The organism is Enterobacter sp. BIDMC109 (genome assembly GCF_001037885.1).
Classification (GTDB): domain Bacteria; phylum Pseudomonadota; class Gammaproteobacteria; order Enterobacterales; family Enterobacteriaceae; genus Enterobacter; species Enterobacter hormaechei_C.
The window spans coordinates 2,635,785-2,657,985 of record NZ_KQ090002.1; the positions used below are offsets into that span (position 1 = coordinate 2,635,785).

Sequence of the window (22,201 nt, forward strand, 5' to 3'; positions counted from 1 at the left end):
TTACAAATAAAGATAAAGTCTCACCTTATGTGCACCCAGATAGCTGGCGCTGCCGTAGAGCGTGACTGACGATCTTGCCGGGATGGTCACGCTGCGCGGCGCCTCAAGCGGGTGCATCTCAAGACCTCTCACGTCATACCAGTAGAAGCGATAATGCACCGTCACTGGCTCTTGCCTTTCGTTATAGAGCGTAGAGGAGGCTGAAGACTGGATTTCGCTTATGGTCAGCGAAGGTTTCTCCGCCGTGATGCCCGCAGCAAGCACTGAGGACTCCATCACCAGCGTCTGTTCTTCACTGACCGGGATGGCGGGACGCGCGCTGCACCCAACCATTACCAGCGTCACGATCAGCGCTGCAATACGCCCAGTTAACATATTAAAGACCTTTATGTGCCAGCATCGGTCCCAGTGGACGTCCACCCAGCAGATGCATATGAATATGATAGACTTCCTGGCCGCCATGGCGATTACAGTTCATGATCAGACGGTATCCGTCCTCAGCAATCCCTTCCTGCTCTGCGATTTTCGCGGCTACCGTAAGCATACGGCCCAGCGCCACTTCATGCTCGGTTTTAACATCATTGACGGTCGGGATCAGAATATTGGGAATAATAAGGATGTGCGTCGGCGCCTGGGGAGAAATGTCGCGGAAAGCCGTGACCAGTTCATCCTGATAGACAATATCCGACGGAATTTCGCGGCGGATAATTTTACTGAAAATCGTTTCTTCAGCCATGACCTTTTCCTTTTAAGTTTAATCTGGCGTCGTGCGTCCGTTGTTAACACACATTGTCTGATTTACTGCGTGACACAAGACAAGAGTATGAGCGACTTTCTCCTGTCCTTTCAACCTTCTCCCGTGATTTCTTTCCTGATTGTCCGCCATCTGGCTGAAGAGGCATCGCTTTAGGACATTTCTTTTCTGAAACCTTATTTCAGTTCATCCCGAAACATCTGTTTACAGCGTTAATCACAATGCGTATATTTCGCATTTGCATTTTCATGCGCATTTTTAACATAGAAAACGACGTCAGCCCGTGCTAGCGGGACTGTCGCGAATTACCTTCACCATTCACTAAGGGTTTGATGATGTCTTTCATTAATCACACCAGGGATGGGCAACATCAGCCTGCCGCAACACCTTCGTTGCTGGCCGCCTGCATTGCTATGGCATTGACGCCAACCGCCGCTTTCGCTGCTTCAACCACCGAAGATACCGTCGTCGTAGACGGGGGTTTTGACAACACACAGGATCTTTCTGCCAGCCAGGATCAGGATTACAGCGTAAAAACCACCACCACCGGCACCAAACTGTTGCTGGTTCCCCGCGACATCCCACAGTCCGTCAGCGTTATCAGCCAGCAACGTATGGCTGACCAGAATCTGCAATCCATCGGACAGGTGCTGACGAATACCACGGGCATTACGGCCCAGGTGCAGGACAGCGACCGTACCGTGTTTTACTCACGCGGCTTTTTCGTCAGCAACTACGCCTATGACGACCTGCCAACCTCCATCAGTGAAGTGTGGAACTTTGGTGATACCGCCGCGGATACCGCGATTTATGACCGCATCGAAGTGGTTCGCGGCGCCACCGGCCTGATGTCCGGCACGGGCAACCCGGCGGCGTACGTTAATATGGTGCGTAAGCACGCGGACAGCCCGGAATTTAAAGGTAACGTCTCCGCCAGTTACGGCAGCTGGGACAAGCAGCGCTACGTGCTGGATCTCCAGGCGCCGCTGGTAGAGTCAGGTAAGGTACGGGGCCGTCTGATTACGGGTTATCAGGACAACGACAGCTTCGTGGATAACTACCACTACCGGAAGAAATTCCTCTACGGCGTGATGGACGCGGATGTCACCGACAGCACCACCCTCTCGGTAGGGTATGAATATCAGGAAAGCCATACCGCCGACCCGACCTGGGGCGGGCTGCCGACCTGGTACAGTGACGGAAGTAAGACCCACTACAATCGTAGCCAGACCGTCGCACCTGACTGGGCTTATTCAGATAAAGACAGCACCCGCATCTTCGCTAACCTGACTCAGCGTTTCGATAATGGCTGGGAAGCGCACATCAACGGCATGCACGCTGAAACCAACTTCGACTCCAAACTGATGTATATGTCCGGCTATCCGGATAAAGAGACCGGTGCGGGCCTGGTGGGTTACGGCGGCTGGAACCGTGGGGAACGTAAACAGGATGCGGTTGACGCCTTCCTGCGCGGCGGCTTCGATCTCTTTGGCCGTCAGCACGAAATGATGTTCGGCGGCAGCTTCAGCCGTCAGCGTAACCATTACGACAACTCCATGCCGGATGCGGTATACGGCATGGTTGATGTCGGCAACTTTAAGAACTGGAACGGGAACATCGCCGATCCCCAGTGGACGCCGTGGAAACTCTACAGCAAGGATGATATTCGCCAGTCTTCAGCCTATTCGTCGGCTCGTTTCTCGCTGGCCGATCCGCTGCACCTGATCCTGGGCGCGCGCTACACCCAATATAACATTCGTTATAACCCGGCAGGATCGCCGAATACCCGTCTGGAAAGCACCAAAGATGATGTCACGCCGTACGCCGGCCTGGTGTATGACATCAATGAGGACTGGTCGACCTACGTCAGCTATACCTCTATCTTCCAGCCGCAGGATAAGCGCGATGCCAGCGGACGTTATCTTGACCCTACCACGGGTAAAAGCTACGAAGCCGGGGTGAAGGCGGACTGGTTTAATACCCGCCTCACCACCTCGCTGGCGATTTTCCGCATTGAGCAGGATAACGTCGCCAGCAACACCTATACCTACATGCCGAGCGGTGAGTCGATCTATGAATCGCTGGACGGGGTGGTCAGCAAAGGGGTCGAGTTCGAGCTCAATGGTGCCCTGACCGATAACTGGCAGCTGACCTTCGGCGCGACGCGTTACATCGCAGAAGATAAGAATGGCAACGCCGTCAGCGCCGATCAGCCGCGCACAACCATGAAGCTCTTCACCCGCTATCAGTTGCCAATGCTGCCGGAACTGACCGTGGGCGGTGGCGTAAACTGGCAGAACAAAGTGTGGACGGACGTGGAAGGCGGCCCGGCAGGACGTTCCCGCGCGGAGCAAGGCAGCTATGGGCTGGTGAACCTGTTCAGCCGTTATCAGGTCACCAAAGATTTTGCGGTGCAGGCTAACGTCAACAACCTGTTCGACAAAGAGTATTACGATTACGTCGGCTCTTATGTAGTGTATGGCGCGCCGCTGAACGTCTCGGTGAGCGCGAGCTACGATTTCTGAGTGACAGAAGCCCGGTGGCGCTGCGCTTACCGGGCCTACCCATCACGTAGGCCGGGTAAGACGCAGCCTCCACCCGGCACCACAAACCGCAGTAATAAAAAAGGCAGCCATTCGGCTGCCTTAGTCTCCCCAGGTCACAGCTTAGTTGTTGCGGATGTACTCATCCATTTCGGTTTTCAGGTTATCGGATTTCGTACCGAAGATTGCCTGAACACCAGAACCTGCAACAACGACGCCCGCTGCGCCCAGTTTTTTCAGACCCGGCTGGTCTACTTTCGCAACGTCGGCAACGCTCACACGCAGACGAGTGATACACGCGTCCAGGTTAGTGATGTTCTCTTTACCACCGAAGGCAGCTACCAGAGCAGGCGCCATTTCGCTGGTCGCACCGGCTTTGCTGTCTTCCGTTGCATCTTCACGACCCGGCGTTTTCAGGTCCAGTGCTTTGATCAGCACACGGAAGACGGTGTAGTACACCACTGCGTAGCCCGCACCCACAATTGGGAACAGCCACAGCTTGCTGCTGTTACCGGACAGAACGATGAAGTCGATCAGACCGTGAGAGAAGGACGTACCGTCACGCATACCCAGCAGGATACAGATTGGGAATGCCAGACCTGCCAGTACCGCGTGGATGATGTACAGGATCGGCGCAACGAACATGAAGGAGAACTCGATCGGCTCGGTGATACCGGTCAGGAACGAGGTCAGCGCTGCGGAGATCATGATACCGCCCACTTTTGCACGGTTCTCTGGTTTAGCAGAGTGCCAGATCGCAATTGCGGCGGCCGGCAGACCGTACATTTTGAACAGGAAGCCACCAGACAGTTTACCTGCCGTTGGGTCACCCGCCATGTAGCGTGGGATGTCGCCGTGGAACACCTGGCCTGCTGCGTTGGTGTATTCACCAATCTGCATCTGGAATGGAACGTTCCAGATGTGGTGCAGACCAAATGGTACCAGGCAGCGCTCAATGAAGCCGTAGATACCGAACGCCACAACCGGGTTCTGGTAAGCCGCCCACTGAGAGAAGGTCTGGATTGCCGTACCGATTGGTGGCCAGATGAAAGACAGAACCACACCGGTGAAAATCGCGGCCAGACCAGAAATGATCGGCACAAAACGTTTACCCGCGAAGAAGCCCAGATACTCAGGCAGCTTGATGCGATAGAAGCGGTTAAACATATACGCTGCAATCGCACCGGAGATGATACCACCGAGAACACCGGTGTCCGCCAGATGCTTAGCGGCAATCTCTTCAGCAGGTAAATGCAGTACCAGCGGCGCAACCACAGCCATGGTTTTCACCATGATGCCGTAAGCAACAACGGACGCCAGCGCGGATACACCGTCGTTATTGGTGAAGCCCAGAGCAACACCGATAGCGAAGATCAGCGGCATGTTAGCAAAAACAGAACCGCCTGCTTCGGCCATCACGTGGGAAACTACGGCTGGCAGCCAGCTGAAGTTTGCAGAACCGACACCCAGCAGGATACCTGCGATAGGCAGTACGGATACTGGCAGCATCAGCGATTTACCGACCTTTTGCAGGTTAGCAAATGCATTCTTAAACATAATTGAGAGTGCTCCTGAGTATTTGTGCTTTTTTTACGTTTTCACGCATTGGCCCGGGGGGAGTACCGCGCCGTGGACAGGACATCTAAGCGCCCTTTATTTATTACACAGAGTAAAATAATTCCCTCTGAGTTTGTTTGACGGCTATCACGTTTCAGTTCAAGACGGCCAAAAAACTTGCAGATATTTACATAAAGCATGTCTGGATGTGTCTAAAAACGCCATCACCGCCCCAAATGAGGCGGTGAACTTTACTCGTTTTACTTATTAATTACGAGCCTAAAAATAACAGGCGTATCAGACAGATTGCAGGCGGGCGGGGTCGATATGGAACAGACTGGCGAAGTTTTCCGTTGTCACGCGAGCCAGCTCTTCAATACTGACACCTTTCAGAACGGCCATATACTCAGCGACATCCCGGGTCATCGCTGGCTGATTTTCTTTGCCGCGATGAGGCACCGGTGCCAGGTACGGGGAATCGGTTTCCACCAGAATACGATCCAGCGGAACATATCGCGCCGCATCACGCAGTTGCTCAGCATTCCGGAACGTTACAATCCCCGAGAACGAGATATAAAAGCCTAAATCAAGCAGCTTACCCGCCGTTTCTCTGTCTTCAGTGAAACAGTGTAGTACGCCACCGCAATCCGTCACCTTTTCTTCCCGCAGGATCGCCAGCGTGTCGGCGCGCGCATCGCGGGTATGAACGATAACCGGCTTATTCAGTTCACGGCCAATACGGATGTGGTTGCGGAAGGATTCCTGCTGGCGAGGTTTCGTTTCCGGGGTGTAGAAATAGTCGAGACCGGTCTCGCCCATCGCCACTACGCCCTCTTCTGCGGCAAGACGGCGTAAATCCTCAACGTCGTACGCTTCATCCTGATTCAGCGGATGCACGCCGCAGGAGAAGACGACATTATCGCGCTCGCCTACCAGTTCACGCATGGCGCGGTAACCCGGCAACGTGGTCGCCACGGCCAGGCAAAATTTCACATCGCGCGCGGCGGCTTTCGCCAGCACGTCGTCCACATTTTTATGCAGGGACTGATAATCCAGGCCATCGAGATGGCAGTGTGAGTCGACTAAAAACATAACGTCTCTCTCAGAGGTGGGAAACCGGCGGTATGACGCCTGGTTGCAGGTAGTGTTCGATACGCAGTAACTGGTCGGTCAGTAAAAGCTCGCGATTGAGACCGGTTACCGTCAAAAGTTGTTCACGACTCTGGCAGATATCATGAAGGATAGCGTGCAGCGACTGCCCTGACAGGCGATTCGCCAGCGTGGTGACCAGCGCCCACACGTCAGGGTTAGTCAGAAGCGTCGCCCCCTGCTGGATTTTGAGCGCATCCAGCAGCAGCGCGGCCAGCCAGTGCAGCCGTTCCGGTGCCTGATCGCTGTTCAGCGCTGGCAGCACGCTCAGCCAGTCATGGCTGTCGAGGGCTGATTCAACCGCACGACATAGCGTTTCACGCTGGGACCACACCTCCGGCTGCAATAAGGCCAGCGCAGCCGCAGGCGCACCGCTGCACAGGCGCAACGCCGAGCGCGCCGCATCTTGTGACACCGTCACTTCTCGCTCAAGCCAGGCGAGCGCCCAGGATTCCTGAGGGACAGCGAGGTGGTGAAGAAGGCAGCGACTGCGCAGCGTCGCCAGCAAGCGTTCCGGCTCGCGGCAGGAGAGGAAAAACCAGGTATTCTCTGGCGGCTCTTCCAGGGTTTTTAACAGGGCGTTGGCTGCGGCTTCCGTGAGTAGCGCGGCGTCATTCAGCCACACCACTTTCGCCCCCCCCAGACGCGCATATTCGTACAGTTTCTCACTGACCTCACGCACCGCGTCGATACCGAGCGTATTTTTGCCCTTCTCGGGTTCGAGGGTGTAATAGTCAGGATGCGTGCCCGCCTGCATGAGCTGGCAACCCCGGCATTTACCGCAGCTTTTATGTCCTTCCGGCTGTTGGCACATCAGAAAGCGGGTGATGGCGTAAATCAACGCATCATCACCCATTCCCGGCAGCGCCTGGATCAGTAACGCATGATGCCCCCGACCAACCTGATAGCTGCCGATCAGCTGTTCAAAGTGTGGGCGCAACCATGGATACCATTTCATGCCTGCTGCTCCTGTAGCCACTGCGTAACGGTCTGCTGAATATCACGCGTAACGTCTTCAAGGGATTGCGTCGCATCGATGGTACGAATGGTCTTGTCCTGCCCGGCCAGTTCCAGATAACGCGCACGGGTGCGGTTAAAGAAATCAAAAGACTCCTGTTCAATGCGGTCCAGTTCGCCGCGGGCACGGGCGCGCTTCAGGCCCACCTCAGGAGTTACGTCCAGATACAGCGTCAGGTCAGGACGGAAATCGCCCAGAACCGCGTCGCGAAGCGTAGCCAGCATGGCCTGATCGATACCCCGGCCCCCGCCCTGATACGCCTGGGTTGAGAGATCGTGGCGATCGCCAATCACCCATTTCCCTTCTGCCAGAGCGGGTTTGATCACCGTCTCCACCAGCTGAACGCGCGCAGCATAGAACATCAGCACTTCCGCTTTGTCGGTAATAACTTCATCGCCAACGGATTTGATATCCAGAACCAGGCTGCGCAGTTTTTCCGCCAGCTGCGTACCGCCCGGCTCGCGGGTAAAGACCATGTCGACAACGCCAAGCGACGTAAGCGTATCCACCACCACGTTACGGGCGGTGGTTTTGCCCGCCCCTTCGAGTCCCTCAATGACAATGTATTTACTGCGCATTTTTTTCCTTAAGTGCCTTCAGATAGTCCTGAACGGAGCGATTGTGGCTGGCCAGGTTGGTATTAAACGTATGCCCCCCTTTTCCGTCAGCCACAAAATAGAGATACGGCGTTTTGGCCGGGTGCGCGGCGGCCTTCAACGATGCTTCACTCGGCGTCGCGATCGGTCCAGGCGGCAGGCCGCTAATCACGTAGGTATTATACGCCGTTGGCGTCTCCAGATCTTTTCTGGAAATCCTGCCGTTGTAGTTTTCGCCCATGCCGTAGATGACGGTAGGATCGGTTTGCAAACGCATGCCGATGCGCAGACGGTTAATAAACACCGAGGCAACCTGGTCACGTTCGGCAGCAACGGCCGTCTCTTTCTCGATGATCGAGGCCATCGTCATGAACTGGTTTTGATCTTTATAAGGCAGGCCCTCTGCTCGCCCTTTCCAGGCAGCGTCTACCGCCGCGACCATTTTGTTGTGCGCGCGCTTCAGAATGGCCACATCCGTCGTGCCTGCCGTATACATCCACGTATCGGGCCAGAACCAGCCTTCCACCCACTCGGGATGTTCGAATTTTAAGGCGTCTGCCACGGTCTGGTAGCGGTCATCTTTCAGCGTATGCTTAATGTATGGCGCGTCCCGCAGCTGCCTGAGGTAATCGCTCAGACGCATACCTTCCACAAAACGCAGCGGGAACTGGGCTTCTTTACCACTCTCCAGCAGTTGCAGCATCTCGCGCACGGTCATGCCAGGGGTAAAGCGATAGGTGCCGGCCTTGAAATGGGACAGGTCCGGTTCAATACGCAGCAGCCACTGGAATACGCGTGGGCGATTGATAATTTTGTCGTCATACAGCTGCTGACCAAGCGCCTGCCGCCCGGTACCCGCTTTCAGGGTAAAAATCGTCTCGTCTTTAATCAGGATCTGACTCTCCGCCAGCTGACGGACTTTCCACACTCCCGCTCCGCCAGCGATACCGAACGCAACGATAAGAAGGAGGACAAAGCGTAACATTTTCTTCATGACTACCTGGTTTGCTCACATAACGGGGCCAGAAACTGGAACAGCTCGCGGGATGACCAGCATTTGCGGCCATAAGCGCGAACGGGGACAACGGGCATCAGCGCATTGCAGATAACAACTTCATCGGCAGACAGCAGCGCCTCTTCCTTAGCGTTGACTTCGACAACGCGAAAGCCTGCACGTGCCAGCTGGTGCATACAAAACTGCCGCATAATGCCGTTGACGCCGGCCTGCTCCAGCGAAGGCGTGAACACATCACAGCCCTTCCGCCAGAGTAAATTAGCCGCACAGCATTCCGTAATGTACCCTTCGCTGTCAAGAACCAGCGCCTCCCCGGCCTCCGTCTGCTCAAGATGAGTACGAATAAGCACCTGTTCAAGGCGGTTGAGATGTTTTATGCCAGCGAGCATCGGGTTTCGCCCCAGACGTACCGGACTTAACGCCAGGGCTACGCCCTCTTCACGCCAGTGCGCATAATGGGAAGGATAATCTGAAACGGAAAGGACCCGCGTAGGATGCAGACAGGCAGAACCGCTATAGCCCCGGCCACCGCTCCCGCGGCTGATAATGACTTTCAGGACGCCGCTTGCTTTATCTGACGCCAGCCGACGCATTTCACTTTCAAGAATGTCCCACTGCGAGAAAGGGATCAGTAGTGCTTCGCAGGCTTTTTGTAAACGAAGGATATGGGCCCCGAGCAGACACACGCCACCGTCGAGAATACGCGCAGTCGTGAAACAGCCATCGCCAAACTGGGTCGCCCTGTCGCTTGCCGGCAGCGTTTCTTGCTCAAGGCCATTAATTAAAAACATGGTGGCTCCTTATGCGTGGAGGCTCAGTCTGGCAGGATGTGGACAGCCGGACAAGGGGATTTCGCCTAATAAAAAAGGCCCGGCAAGCGGACCTTTTTTTATCGTCAGCGACCAACCAGACTCAGACCTTTTTGAAGATCAGAGAGCCGTTAGTCCCACCGAAGCCGAAGGAGTTACACAGGGTATACTCCATACCGCTAACCTGGCGTGCTTCGTGAGGAACGAAGTCCAGATCGCAACCTTCATCCGGATTATCCAGGTTGATGGTTGGCGGTACAGCCTGATCGCGCAGCGCGAGAATTGAGTAGATCGACTCTACCGCCCCCGCAGCACCCAGCAGGTGACCGGTCATGGATTTCGTGGAGCTTACCATTACGCGGCCGGCAGATTCGCCGAAGATAGACTTAACAGCCTGCGCTTCTGCTTTATCGCCCGCAGGGGTAGACGTCCCATGGGCGTTAACGTAGCCAATCTGTGCCGGCGTAATGCCCGCATCGCGGATGGCGTTTTCCATCGCCAGCGCAGCGCCTGCGCCGTTCTCTGGAGGAGACGTCATGTGATAAGCATCGCTGCTCATGCCAAAGCCAACAACTTCAGCATAAATTTTCGCGCCACGTTTTTTCGCGTGTTCGTACTCTTCCAGTACGATCATGCCTGCACCGTCACCCAGCACGAAACCGTCACGGTCTTTATCCCACGGACGGCTCGCCGCCTGCGGATTATCGTTTCGGGTAGAGAGCGCACGCGCTGCACCGAAGCCACCGACGCCCAGCGGGGTACTGGCTTTTTCAGCGCCGCCCGCAACCATAGCATCTGCATCGCCGTACGCAATGATACGCGCGGCCTGGCCGATGTTATGCACGCCAGACGTACAGGCTGTCGCGATTGAGATGCTTGGGCCACGCAGGCCGAACATAATGGTCAGGTGACCTGCCACCATGTTGACAATCGTAGACGGAACGAAGAACGGGCTGATTTTACGCGGGCCGCCATTCATCAGAGATGTATGGTTTTCTTCAATCAGACCAAGACCGCCAATCCCGGAGCCGATAGCGGCGCCGATACGGGTCGCGTTCTCTTCCGTAATCTCAAGGCCAGAATCCTGCATGGCCTGAACGCCAGCGACAATTCCATATTGAATGAAGGCATCCATCTTGCGCTGTTCTTTGCGCGAGATGATCTCTTCACAGTTAAAATCCTTTACTAAGCCAGCAAATTTCGTTGCATAGGCGCTAGTATCGAAATGGTCGATTAGGCTGATGCCGCTCTGACCGGCAAGGAGAGCTTTCCAGGTGGACTCTACGGTATTGCCGACAGGAGACAACATGCCAAGTCCGGTCACAACTACACGACGCTTAGACACGCTTGTCCTCCAGGGAGGGATAAAAAAAGAGATTCGTGGGACAACAAAAGATAAAACTCAGGCGGTCGAATGACCGCCTGGAGATGTTCACTTACGCCTGGTGACCGTTGATGTAATCAATGGCAGCCTGAACGGTGGTGATTTTCTCAGCTTCTTCGTCCGGAATCTCAGTATCAAACTCTTCTTCCAGAGCCATTACCAGCTCAACGGTGTCAAGAGAATCTGCGCCCAGGTCTTCAACAAAGGAAGCGGAGTTCACAACTTCTTCCTGCTTAACGCCCAGCTGTTCGCCGATAATTTTCTTAACGCGTTCTTCGATAGTGCTCATACTCTTAAATTTCCTATCAAAACTCGCTTTCGCGATGGTTTTCGTAGTGTATAAAATGTTGAAAAATTTGCAACTAAATCCCGGCAGGTCTTACCACGATTTTACGTTATTTTGAGGCCATTTGCCCAAATAACGCAAATATTTTCGATCGTGATTAAACCATGTACATCCCGCCGTTGACGTGGAGGGTTTCACCAGTGATGTAACCCGCTTCGTCAGAGGCTAAAAATGCAACCGCGCTGGCGATTTCTTTAGGGTCGCCAAGACGACCCGCCGGAACTGCCGCCAGCGTACCCGCACGCTGCTCATCAGTCAGCGCACGCGTCATGTCCGTTTCAATAAAGCCCGGAGCAACAACGTTTACAGTAATTCCGCGGGACGCGACTTCACGCGCCAGCGACTTACTGAAACCGATCAGACCTGCTTTCGCCGCAGCGTAGTTAGCCTGACCAGCATTTCCCATGGTACCAACCACAGAACCTACAGTGATAATACGACCATGACGCTTTTTCATCATAGCGCGCATTACCGCTTTTGACAGACGGAATACAGATGACAGGTTGGTTTCGATAATATCGTTCCACTCGTCGTCTTTCATTCGCATCAGCAGGTTGTCGCGAGTGATCCCGGCATTATTGACCAGAATATCCACTTCGCCAAACTCTGCGCGAATATTTTCCAGAACAGATTCGATAGATGCTGGTTCAGTCACATTCAGTACCAGACCTTTACCGTTCGCACCCAGATAGTCGCTGATGGCCTGTGCGCCATTCTCACTGGTCGCAGTCCCGATCACCGTCGCGCCGCGCGCAACCAGTGTTTCAGCAATAGCGCGCCCAATACCGCGGCTTGCGCCGGTCACCAGGGCAATTTTTCCTTCAAAACTCATGGTATTCCTCTTTTATTGCGAGAGTGCCGCTTTCATGGCTTCCGGCTCGTTAATCGCCGAGGCAGTCAGGGTGTCTACAATACGTTTTGTCAGACCGGTAAGTACCTTACCTGGACCAACTTCATACAGATGTTCAACGCCCTGAGACGCCATAAATTCAACGGTTTTAGTCCACTGAACCGGGCTGTAGAGCTGGCGAACCAGCGCGTTACGGATAGCCTCCGGCGCGGTTTCGCACTGCACATCGACGTTATTCACAACGGAAATCGTCGGTGCGTTAAAGGTCATTTTTTCCAGCTCAACCGCCAGCTTATCGGCAGCGTGCTTCATCAGCGCGCAGTGAGACGGTACGCTCACCGGCAGGGGCAGTGCACGTTTTGCGCCCGCAGCTTTACAGGCAGCACCTGCACGCTCAACCGCTTCTTTATGACCCGCGATAACCACCTGGCCTGGCGAGTTAAAGTTTACCGGAGAAACGACCTGACCTTCAGCAGATTCTTCACAGGCTTTAGCGATAGACGCATCATCCAGACCGATGATGGCAGACATGCCGCCCGTGCCCTCTGGCACCGCTTCCTGCATGAATTTACCACGCAATTCAACCAGGCGTACCGCGTCAGCGAAGGCAATCACCCCTGCGCAGACCAGCGCAGAGTATTCACCCAGGCTATGACCCGCCATCAGCGTCGGCGCTTTGCCGCCCTGCTGCTGCCATACGCGCCACAATGCGACGGAGGCTGCCAGCAGTGCCGGTTGAGTCTGCCAGGTTTTGTTCAGCTCTTCAGCGGGGCCCTGTTGGGTCAGCGCCCACAGATCATAACCCAGCGCGTCAGAGGCTTCACGGAAAGTCTCTTCAATAACCGGATAGTTTGCTGCCATTTCAGACAACATCCCAACAGTTTGCGAGCCCTGTCCCGGGAACACAAAAGCAAATTGCGTCATTTTTTAATCCTTATCCTAGAAACGAACCAGCGCGGAACCCCAGGTGAACCCGCCACCAAAGGCTTCAAGCAAGACCAGTTGGCCCCGTTTAATTCGTCCATCGCGTACCGCTTCGTCAAATGCGCACGGTACCGATGCCGCAGAGGTGTTGCCGTGGCGATCAAGCGTCACCACAACGTTATCCATAGACATGCCCAGCTTCTTCGCCGTCGCGCTGATGATACGCAGGTTCGCCTGATGCGGCACCAGCCAGTCGAGTGCGGTGCGTTCAAGGTTATTGGCTTCCAGCGTCTCATCGACAATATGCGCAAGCTCAGTCACCGCCACCTTGAATACTTCATTACCTGCCATGGTGAGATAAATGGAGTTATCAGGATTAACGCGATCGGCGTTAGGCAGCGTTAACAGCTCGCCGTAGCGGCCATCGGCATGCAGGTGCGTGGAGATGATGCCCGGCTCTTCGGACTGCCCCAGCAGCACCGCGCCCGCGCCATCGCCAAAAATAATGATCGTGCCGCGATCGGTTGGATCGCAGGTACGCGCCAGCACATCAGCGCCGATCACCAGCGCATATTTTACGGCGCCCGATTTTACATACTGATCGGCGATGCTCAGCGCATAGGTGAAACCCGCGCACGCTGCTGCAACATCAAATGCCGGGCAGCCTTTGATGCCGAGCATGTTCTGCACCTGGCACGCTGCGCTTGGGAAGGCATGCGTGGCAGAGGTTGTCGCCACCACAATAAGCCCGATCTGTTCTTTATCAATGCCAGCCATCTCAAGCGCTCGCTGAGCGGCTTCGTAGCCCATGGTGGACACAGTTTCGTCTGGCGCGGCGATACGACGTTCACGGATACCTGTGCGCGTGACAATCCACTCGTCAGACGTATCTACCATTTTTTCAAGATCGGCGTTGGTACGCACTTGTTTTGGCAGGTAGCTGCCGGTACCTAAAATCTTCGTATACATGTACGCTCAGTCACTTTTAGCTAATACAGATCCCAGGCGAGCGGCAATCCTCTGAGGGACTTGTCGCTGCACCGCCTGCACTGCCTGTTCAATCGCGACGGTAAATGCTCGCTGATTGGCGGCGCCATGACTCTTAATCACGATGCCGCGCAATCCTAACAGACAGGCGCCATTATACTGGTCGGGGTTGAGGTGACTGAATCGCCGCGTCAGGCTTTTTTGTAACCAACGCTTTAATAAAATCAGCCACCAGGACCTTTTTTTACCTTCTCCCTGCGATTTCAGCAGAGAAAGGAACATTCGTACGACCCCTTCCATGGTCTTCAACGTCACGTTTCCGGTGAAGCCATCACACACTAATACATCCGTTTTGCCCGTCAGCAACTCATTGGCTTCGAGATAACCAATATAGTTGATGGAGGGGACCTGTTTGAGTATTTCCGCAGCGTCGCGGATACTGTCCAGGCCTTTAGTCTCTTCTTCACCAATATTCAGTAAAGCAACGCGGGGATTGTTAATCCCGACCACGTCTTCAGCCAGCACCGACCCCATAACGGCAAACTGAGCCAGCATTGTACTATCACAATCCACGTTAGCGCCCAGATCCAGCACCACCGTTTTGCCCTTCTGCTGATGCGGTAACACCGTCACCAGCGCCGGACGCTCAATGCCCTCAATCGGCTTGAGCAATAATTTCGACAGCCCCATCAGCGCGCCAGTATTTCCCGCGCTGACGCAAGCCTGCGCTCGCCCTTCTTTCACCAGCTCCAGCGCCATTCGCATAGAGCTACCGCGGCTATTACGAATAGCCTGCGATGGCCGGGCATCACTGGCAATAACTGACTGCGCAGGAATAATCTGCAGACGCGAACGTTGTTCAAAGTCAGCTTTTGCAAGTAATGGCGTGATTGTGTCGGGATTACCGACTAAAAGAAGTGTGAGTTGCGAATTAGAATTCAGTGCCTGCAATGCTGCAGGCACTGTCACGGTAGGGCCAAAATCTCCCCCCATGACATCTAACGCCAGGGTTAGACGTGTCAAGGTATCGTCGCAGCCTGGTTCGGTAAACTCCCCGTTTGCACGGGGAAGTTCCTCACTAAGCCTAATCACGCTGACGCGTGATTACTTAGTGATAACCTTGCGGCCGCGGTAGAAACCGTCAGCGGTGATGTGGTGACGCAGGTGTTTCTCACCAGAAGTCTTGTCTACAGACAGGCTGGTAACTGCGGTCAGCGCGTCATGGGAACGACGCATGCCACGTTTGGAACGGGTTGGTTTATTCTGTTGTACGGCCATGGACCTTACTCCTCAATTACTTACGCTTTAAGCTGGCTAATACGGCAAATGGGTTTGGTTTTTGCGCTTCATCAGGCAGTTCCCCAAAGACCATGTCCGCCTCGGACACTTCACAGTGTTCAGAATCATGCACCGGAACGACTGGCAGGGAGAGGATGACTTCATCTTCAACCAGCGCCAGAAGATCGATTTCACCGAATTCGTTAACCTCAATCGGCTCATACGCTTCCGGGAGTGCTTCAGCCTGTTCGTCAGAACGAACCGGACTAAAACAATACGTTGTGTGAACATGCTGTACAAACGGTTTCCCGCAACGCTGACATTCGAGCGTTACCGTCACCTTTGCATCACCGGTTAACACGGCGAGACGCTGGTTGTCGATAGCGAACGACATGGAGCATTTTACATCACTGTCCACACTGACTACAGATTCGGCAATACGCTCAGCCTGATCGGAAGAATAGATTCCTTCGTAATCGAGGCGTTTTTGAGCCGTACGAACCGGATCAAGAGTCAGGGGTAATTTTACCTTTTGCATAGGGCGCGCATATTAACTTTGTAACGTCATAGAGTCAAAGAAAAAGGCAACCAGAGCTGCCTTTTGCCAATTATTCGCACACATTGCGGCCTGTAGTTTAAAATGGCTGGCATCGATACGCTATATCTGGTGATAAAAATATGCCAAATCTCGTCCTTGCTTCCACTTCACCTTATCGCCGAATGCTGCTGGAAAAGCTCGGAATCCCGTTTGAATGCGCTGCGCCGGAGGTGGATGAAACGCCACAGCCGGGCGAGTCACCGCGTCATCTGGTGACCCGTCTCGCGAAAGAGAAAGCACAGTCGCTGGCCGTACGTTACCCCGCACATCTGATTATAGGCTCCGATCAGGTTTGTGTGCTGGACGGCGAAATCACCGGCAAACCGCATACGGAAGAAAACGCCTGCCAGCAGCTGTTGCGTGCGCGAGGCGGTATCGTGACCTTTTATACCGGCCTGGCGCTTTATAATTCGGCTTCCGGTCATCTGCAAACCGAGTGCGAGCCGTTTGATGTGCACTTCCGTCATCTTAGCGAGCAGGAGATTATGGATTATGTGCGTCGGGAACGTCCGCTAAACTGTGCAGGGAGCTTTAAAAGTGAAGGACTAGGGATTGCGTTGTTCGACAAGCTGGATGGTCGCGATCCCAACACGCTGGTGGGGTTGCCGCTGATTGCGCTGTGCCAGATGTTAAGGCGAGAAGAGTGTAATCCACTGACGGCGTGAGTTTGCCCAGCGGCGCTTCGCTTGCATGGGCCTACGGATTTCGTAGGCCGGGTAAGCGCAGCGCCACCCGGCACAAAATCAGCCGCGCAGAACTTTCAGACAGCGTTTGAGCTGCTCATCCAGCGGCGCTTCAATACGAATAATTTCACCGGTATTCGGATGGGTAAACTTCAGCGCTGCCGCATGCAGGAACAGACGCGACAGCCCGGTCCCCGCCAGCTGCTTATCAAATTCGCGATCGCCATAGCGGTCATCAAACGCAATCGGATGGCCCGCAAACTGGGTATGGACGCGAATCTGGTGGGTACGCCCCGTCACCGGACTACAGCGCACCAGCGTGGCGAATTCGTAGCGCTCTTCGACTTTAAAGCGCGTCTCAGACGGTTTCCCTTCCTGATTAACGCGAACAATGCGCTCGCCGCTTTGCAAAATATTTTTCAGCAGCGGCGCCTGCACCACTTTCACGTGGGACTGCCACTGGCCGCGAACCAGCGCCAGGTAATCTTTCTGCATCCCTTTTTCACGAAGTTGCTCGTGCAAAGAACGCAGCGCAGAACGTTTTTTCGCCACCAGCAGCACGCCAGAGGTATCGCGGTCAAGACGGTGAACCAGTTCGAGGAAACGCGCTTCCGGGCGCAGCGCGCGTAACCCTTCAATCACGCCGAAGCTCAGACCGCTCCCCCCGTGTACCGCCGTTCCGGACGGTTTATTCAGCACCAGAATGTGGTCGTCCTCATAAAGGATAACGTCGCTCAGGGCCGCGACTTTTTGCAGCTTCGGAGAAACGACCTCTTCTTCACGCTCTGCAACACGTACCGGTGGAATCCGGACTTCATCGCCCGCCTCGAGCTTATACTCTGGCTTCACGCGTTTTTTGTTCACCCGCACCTCGCCCTTACGCAAGATGCGATAAATCATACTTTTTGGCACGCCCTTCAACTGGGTGCGCAAAAAATTATCGATACGTTGCCCCGCCTCGTCGTCGGCGATGGCAACCATTTTTACGGCTGGAGTCTCTGTTTTCATGGTTGGCGATTCTAAATAGCGTCAGACATTAGCGCCACTCATTTTTCTATGCTTATATTTACTTTTATCCGGACCACTCCCCTTTCGCGCAATCGATTTGGTGGTTATTAAACCAATCACCCCGTTGAAGTGAAGAAACTGTGAGTAACCGGGTGATAATTGGTAAAAGTCATCTTGCTATAACCCGGCGAGCAGTGGAATAATGAATCCGTTTTCCGCGTTAAATCCGGGTTTTGTAAGGATGTCGACGGAATGACCAATTTTGTCTGACCGATCATCCACGCAGCAATGGCGTAAGACGTATTGATCTTTCAGGCAGTTAGCGGGCTGCGGGTTGCAGTACTTCCCGGTATAAGGATTGTTCTCTGGAGAGTTTTCCCAGGCAATTCCCCTGATAATTGCGCTGTGTTTCCGTATGAAACACAGGCAACCGACACTCTGCGCCTCTTAAGCGAGCGACAACCGTGAGGTTGGCGACGTGAATAGACACGAGGCCATCGGTTCATACCCCGGAAAGCGTCACCTTGCCCGCAGCTTTGTCGTCAATGTAAGAATAACGAGTAAGTTACGATGAAAAGAATGTTAATCAACGCAACTCAGCAAGAAGAGTTGCGTGTCGCCCTTGTGGATGGGCAGCGCCTGTACGATCTGGATATCGAAAGTCCTGGACACGAACAGAAAAAAGCGAACATTTACAAAGGCAAAATCACCCGCATTGAACCAAGCCTTGAAGCTGCATTTGTCGATTACGGTGCTGAGCGTCACGGTTTCCTTCCTCTCAAAGAAATCGCCCGCGAATATTTTCCTGCAAACTACAACTCCCATGGCCGTCCGAACATTAAAGATGTTCTGCGTGAAGGTCAGGAAGTTATCGTCCAGATCGATAAAGAAGAGCGTGGCAACAAAGGTGCCGCACTGACCACCTTTATCAGCCTGGCAGGAAGCTATCTGGTATTGATGCCAAACAACCCGCGTGCGGGTGGCATCTCTCGCCGTATCGAAGGCGATGACCGTACCGAGCTGAAAGAAGCGCTGGCAAGTCTCGAGCTGCCAGACGGCATGGGCCTTATCGTGCGCACCGCAGGCGTCGGCAAATCTGCCGAAGCGTTGCAGTGGGACCTGAGCTTCCGTCTGAAGCACTGGGAAGCCATCAAGAAAGCGGCTGAGAGCCGTCCTGCTCCGTTCCTGATCCACCAGGAAAGCAACGTTATTGTGCGTGCCTTCCGTGATTATCTACGTCAGGACATCGGTGAAATTCTGATTGATAACCCGAAAGTGCTTGAGCTGGCTCGCCAGCACATCGCCGCGCTGGGTCGCCCGGATTTCACCAGCAAAATTAAACTGTACACCGGTGAAATCCCGCTGTTCAGCCACTATCAGATTGAATCCCAGATCGAGTCTGCCTTCCAGCGTGAAGTGCGTCTGCCGTCCGGCGGTTCTATCGTAATTGATACCACCGAAGCGCTGACCGCTATCGACATCAACTCCGCGCGTGCAACCCGTGGCGGCGACATCGAAGAGACCGCCTTCAACACCAACCTTGAAGCCGCTGATGAAATCGCCCGCCAGCTCCGCCTGCGCGACCTGGGTGGTCTGATTGTTATCGACTTCATCGACATGACCCCGGTTCGCCACCAGCGTGCGGTTGAAAACCGTTTGCGTGAAGCGGTGCGCCAGGATCGCGCACGTATCCAGATTAGCCATATCTCGCGCTTCGGCCTGCTGGAAATGTCCCGTCAGCGTCTGAGCCCGTCACTCGGCGAGTCCAGCCATCACGTCTGCCCGCGCTGTTCCGGTACGGGTACCGTGCGTGACAATGAATCGCTCTCCCTCTCTATTCTGCGTCTGATTGAAGAAGAAGCGCTGAAAGAGAACACCAAAGAGGTTCACGCCATCGTTCCGGTGCCGATTGCCTCCTACCTGCTGAACGAAAAACGTGCAGCGGTAAGCGCAATCGAAGCGCGTCAGGGCGGTGTTCGCTGCATCATCGTGCCAAACGACGAGATGCAAACCCCGCACTATCACGTGCTGCGCGTGCGTAAAGGCGAAGAGACAAGCACCCTCAGCTACCTGCTACCGAAGCTGCATGAAGAAGAAATGGCGCTGCCATCGGATGAAGAGCCTGCCGAGCGTAAACTGCCTGAGCAGCCTGCATTAGCAACCTTCATCATGCCGGAAGCCCCGCCGGAAGCGACGCTGGAAAAACCAGCGGCAAAACCTGCCGTGCAAAAGGCGGCCCCTGCCGCGCCAAAAGCGCAGCCTGAGCAGCCGGGTCTCCTGAGCCGCATCTTCGGCGCGTTGAAAAAAATGTTTGCTGGCGAAGAAGTTCAGCCTGAGCAGCCGAAAGAAGCGCCAAAAGAAGCGAAACCTGAGCGTCAGCAGGACCGTCGTAAGCGTCAGAACAATCGTCGCGATCGTAATGACCGCAACGACCGTAGCGATCGTAACGAGCGCCGTGATAATCGTTCCGAGAACAACGAAGGTCGTGAACAACGCGAGGACAACCGTCGCAACCGTCGCGAGAAGCAACAGCAGAACGTTGAAGATCGTGAGATTCGCCAGCAGGCGGGCGATGAGTCCGAGAAGAGCAAACAGCGTGACGAGCAGCAGCCTCGCCGCGAGCGTAACCGTCGTCGTAACGACGAGAAACGCCAGGCCCAGCAGGAAGTCAAAAACCTGAACCGCGAAGCGCCTGTTGAACAGCAGGACACGGAGCAGGAAGAGCGTACTCAGGTTATGCCGCGTCGTAAGCAGCGTCAGCTGACCCAGAAAGTACGTGTGGGTGCTGTTCAGGCGGAAGAAAACGACGTTATCGCGGTTGAAGCAGCAGAAAGCACAACGGGTACCCAGGTTGCGAAAGTTGACCTGCCAGCCGTCGTGGAAAATCAGGTTGAGCAGGACGAAAGCAGCGAAAACCGTGACAACGCAGGTATGCCGCGTCGCTCCCGTCGTTCTCCGCGTCATCTGCGCGTGAGCGGTCAGCGTCGTCGTCGTTACCGTGACGAGCGTTACCCGACTCAGTCGCCAATGCCGCTGACCGTGGCGTGCGCGTCACCTGAGATGGCATCCGGCAAAGTCTGGATCCGTTATCCGGTTGCTCGCCCGGAGCAAGCTGTTGAAGAACAGGCTGTGACCGAAGAGGTGATTGCACCGGTAGCAGCGGTGGAAGACGTCGTGACTGAAGCGGCAACCGTGGTTGAACCGCAGGTTGTTGACACGGCGGCACCGCAGGCTGTGGAAGTGGAAACGACCCATCCTGAAGTGATTGCTGCGCCGGTTGATGCCGCTCCGCAGATCATTGCCGAAGAAGATACCGTGGTGGCTGAAGAAGTCGCGGAAGAAGCTGAACCAATCTCCGCAGCAGAAGAACCCGCAGACGTTGCCGTCGAGACGGTGACGGAAGAGGTTGTTCAGGACGTCGAGATTCAGGTTGAACCTGTTGTCGAAGAGGTCAAAGCGCCTGAAGTGAAATCCGAGCCGGTTGAGGTCGTTGCCGCTCCAGCGCCTGCTCACGTAGCTACCGCGCCGATGACTCGCGCCCCGGCACCTGAGTATGTACCTGAAGCGCCACGCCATAGCGACTGGGTTCGTCCGGCATTCAACTTCGAAGGCAAAGGTGCTGCCGGTGGTCACAGTGCGACGCACATGGCTACTGCGCCAGCTACCCGTCCTCAGCCTGTTGAATAACGCACGCTAAGTAAGACTGAAAGCCGACCTTCGGGTCGGCTTTTTTATGGCTGTTGCAGGGGCTTTCTCATCCCGGTGACCTCCGGCATTATCTGCCGCATCAGCTCCAGAAAACGCCGCAAACGCGCCGGATAATAACGAGACCAGGGGTAAACCAGATGTACCGGTAACGCTGCCGGCTGCCACTCTGGCAGTAGATGCACCAGTCTTCCTTCCCGAATATCATCCTGTACCGTCCAGCTGGATACCACCGCTACGCCAAGCCCGGTGAGTGCCGTATTGCGCGCCACATACAGGCTGTCGGTACTCAGGCGTGGCGTAATGGTAACCCGCGCCGGGGCGGATGATGTGTCGTGGAAAAGCTCCACATGGCGTTGATAAAAAGAGCTGATGGCAATCCAGGGAAGCTGTTGCAAATCTTCCGGCGTTTTAACAGCGGGATAACGGGCCAGTAATTCCGGTGACGCCACCACCGAGCGCGGCACTTCAGCCAGCAGCACGGACACGGTTGCCGGATCGACTTCCACACCCACCCTAATAGCACAGTCAAGGTTGTCGCCGAGGAAATCAACCGAGCGATCGTTGAGCATCCACTCAACAGAAAGCTGGGGATAGCGCTGTAAAAATTCGGTTAACGGTTTCAGAAGCTGATCCTGGCCAAACGCGTGCGGGGCGCGCACCCTCAGCACCCCAACCGGTTCATCTTCCGTCTGCCCTACCTCGTCTTCCAGCGCCAGCCAGCTGTCAATCACCCGTCGGGCATGCTGATAGCAGCGTTCGCCGTCATCGGTCAGCCGGGTCGTATGGGTTGTGCGCAGCATCAGGCGTACTCCCAGCATGGTCTCAAGCGACTGCAACCGTCGGCTCACCGTGGCCTGGGTTGTTGCCAGCTGACGTGCCGCCGCAGAAAGAGACCCCGCCTCCACAATGCGAACAAACGTTCGCATCAGTTCTACCCGATCTATACGCTCAGACCTTTTCATACCATTTTTACCCATACGCCACACGTATAAGC

21 protein-coding genes are annotated in these 22,201 nt (G+C 54.9%); 3 read left to right on the forward strand and 18 right to left on the reverse strand.

All coding sequences use genetic code 11. The annotated features are described in order from the left end of the window. Together SK62_RS12510 and hinT are read right to left on the reverse strand one after the other, a co-directional pair. Positions 1-375, reverse strand: coding sequence for a YcfL family putative periplasmic lipoprotein (locus SK62_RS12510; RefSeq protein WP_003857939.1), 375 nt, complete (start codon positions 373-375; stop codon positions 1-3). Position 376: 1 nt separating this feature from the next. Next, a complete protein-coding gene (gene hinT / locus SK62_RS12515; RefSeq protein ID WP_006809243.1) occupies positions 377-736 on the reverse strand; it encodes a purine nucleoside phosphoramidase in 360 nt (119 codons plus the stop codon). A 353-nt stretch (positions 737-1,089) separates the two neighbouring features. On the opposite strand from hinT, the gene fhuE reads away from it, so the two are divergent. Beyond that, the gene (gene fhuE, locus SK62_RS12520) at positions 1,090-3,279 is read left to right on the forward strand and encodes a ferric-rhodotorulic acid/ferric-coprogen receptor FhuE (protein WP_017384719.1); all 2,190 of its coding nucleotides are present in this window, start codon (positions 1,090-1,092) and stop codon (positions 3,277-3,279) included. 141 nt (positions 3,280-3,420) lie between these two features. On the opposite strand, the gene ptsG is transcribed toward fhuE, so the two are convergent. The 14 genes from ptsG to yceD all read right to left on the reverse strand — a co-directional run bounded on the left by ptsG (position 3,421) and on the right by yceD (position 15,748). Continuing rightward, complete coding sequence (ptsG, locus tag SK62_RS12525; protein WP_003857942.1) at positions 3,421-4,854, reverse strand: PTS glucose transporter subunit IIBC; 1,434 nt, start codon at positions 4,852-4,854, stop codon at positions 3,421-3,423. Positions 4,855-5,151: 297 nt separating this feature from the next. Then, on the reverse strand, positions 5,152-5,946 hold the full coding sequence (locus SK62_RS12530; RefSeq protein ID WP_023303429.1) for a metal-dependent hydrolase: 795 nt from the start codon (positions 5,944-5,946) through the stop codon (positions 5,152-5,154). 10 nt (positions 5,947-5,956) lie between these two features. After that, positions 5,957-6,961, reverse strand: coding sequence for a DNA polymerase III subunit delta' (gene holB / locus SK62_RS12535; RefSeq protein ID WP_017384721.1), 1,005 nt, complete (start codon positions 6,959-6,961; stop codon positions 5,957-5,959). Continuing rightward, entirely contained in the window at positions 6,958-7,599 is a 642-nt protein-coding gene (gene tmk, locus SK62_RS12540; RefSeq protein ID WP_032670125.1) for a dTMP kinase, read from the reverse strand. Before tmk ends, holB begins: the two co-directional genes overlap by 4 nt. Then, positions 7,589-8,611, reverse strand: a complete 1,023-nt coding sequence (yceG, locus tag SK62_RS12545; RefSeq protein WP_017384722.1) for a cell division protein YceG — start codon at positions 8,609-8,611, stop codon at positions 7,589-7,591. Before yceG ends, tmk begins: the two co-directional genes overlap by 11 nt. Positions 8,612-8,613: 2 nt before the next feature. Continuing rightward, the gene (gene pabC, locus SK62_RS12550; RefSeq protein ID WP_015570822.1) at positions 8,614-9,423 is read right to left on the reverse strand and encodes an aminodeoxychorismate lyase; all 810 of its coding nucleotides are present in this window, start codon (positions 9,421-9,423) and stop codon (positions 8,614-8,616) included. A 121-nt stretch (positions 9,424-9,544) separates the two neighbouring features. Beyond that, complete coding sequence (gene fabF / locus SK62_RS12555) at positions 9,545-10,786, reverse strand: beta-ketoacyl-ACP synthase II (protein WP_032104090.1); 1,242 nt, start codon at positions 10,784-10,786, stop codon at positions 9,545-9,547. A gap of 91 nt (positions 10,787-10,877) precedes the next feature. Further along, positions 10,878-11,114 (reverse strand): acyl carrier protein, encoded by a 237-nt coding sequence (gene acpP / locus SK62_RS12560; RefSeq protein ID WP_003857954.1) that lies wholly within the window; start codon positions 11,112-11,114, stop codon positions 10,878-10,880. Between the two features lie 154 nt (positions 11,115-11,268). Continuing rightward, on the reverse strand, positions 11,269-12,003 hold the full coding sequence (gene fabG / locus SK62_RS12565; RefSeq protein ID WP_003857956.1) for a 3-oxoacyl-ACP reductase FabG: 735 nt from the start codon (positions 12,001-12,003) through the stop codon (positions 11,269-11,271). A 12-nt stretch (positions 12,004-12,015) separates the two neighbouring features. Continuing rightward, positions 12,016-12,945 (reverse strand): ACP S-malonyltransferase, encoded by a 930-nt coding sequence (fabD, locus tag SK62_RS12570; RefSeq protein WP_047719358.1) that lies wholly within the window; start codon positions 12,943-12,945, stop codon positions 12,016-12,018. Between the two features lie 15 nt (positions 12,946-12,960). Next, complete coding sequence (locus tag SK62_RS12575; RefSeq protein WP_017384725.1) at positions 12,961-13,914, reverse strand: beta-ketoacyl-ACP synthase III; 954 nt, start codon at positions 13,912-13,914, stop codon at positions 12,961-12,963. A 6-nt stretch (positions 13,915-13,920) separates the two neighbouring features. After that, complete coding sequence (gene plsX, locus SK62_RS12580) at positions 13,921-14,955, reverse strand: phosphate acyltransferase PlsX (protein WP_017693638.1); 1,035 nt, start codon at positions 14,953-14,955, stop codon at positions 13,921-13,923. A gap of 81 nt (positions 14,956-15,036) precedes the next feature. Continuing rightward, positions 15,037-15,210 carry a 50S ribosomal protein L32 gene (gene rpmF, locus SK62_RS12585; RefSeq protein WP_003857964.1) on the reverse strand — a complete coding sequence of 58 codons (174 nt, stop codon included), beginning with the start codon at positions 15,208-15,210 and terminating at the stop codon, positions 15,037-15,039. Positions 15,211-15,226: 16 nt separating this feature from the next. After that, positions 15,227-15,748: a 23S rRNA accumulation protein YceD gene (yceD, locus tag SK62_RS12590; protein WP_047719357.1), complete on the reverse strand. Its 522-nt coding sequence runs from the start codon at positions 15,746-15,748 to the stop codon at positions 15,227-15,229. A 140-nt stretch (positions 15,749-15,888) separates the two neighbouring features. Between yceD and SK62_RS12595 the strand changes: the two genes are divergently transcribed. After that, complete coding sequence (locus SK62_RS12595) at positions 15,889-16,473, forward strand: Maf family protein (protein WP_032670934.1); 585 nt, start codon at positions 15,889-15,891, stop codon at positions 16,471-16,473. Positions 16,474-16,551: 78 nt separating this feature from the next. On the opposite strand, the gene rluC is transcribed toward SK62_RS12595, so the two are convergent. Continuing rightward, positions 16,552-17,499, reverse strand: a complete 948-nt coding sequence (gene rluC, locus SK62_RS12600; RefSeq protein WP_047719356.1) for a 23S rRNA pseudouridine(955/2504/2580) synthase RluC — start codon at positions 17,497-17,499, stop codon at positions 16,552-16,554. Between the two features lie 570 nt (positions 17,500-18,069). Here rluC and rne point away from each other — a divergent pair. Beyond that, positions 18,070-21,186 (forward strand): ribonuclease E, encoded by a 3,117-nt coding sequence (rne, locus tag SK62_RS12605; RefSeq protein ID WP_047719355.1) that lies wholly within the window; start codon positions 18,070-18,072, stop codon positions 21,184-21,186. A 44-nt stretch (positions 21,187-21,230) separates the two neighbouring features. On the opposite strand, the gene SK62_RS12610 is transcribed toward rne, so the two are convergent. Beyond that, entirely contained in the window at positions 21,231-22,184 is a 954-nt protein-coding gene (locus tag SK62_RS12610) for a LysR family transcriptional regulator (RefSeq protein ID WP_047719428.1), read from the reverse strand. Positions 22,185-22,201: the final 17 nt, after the last annotated feature.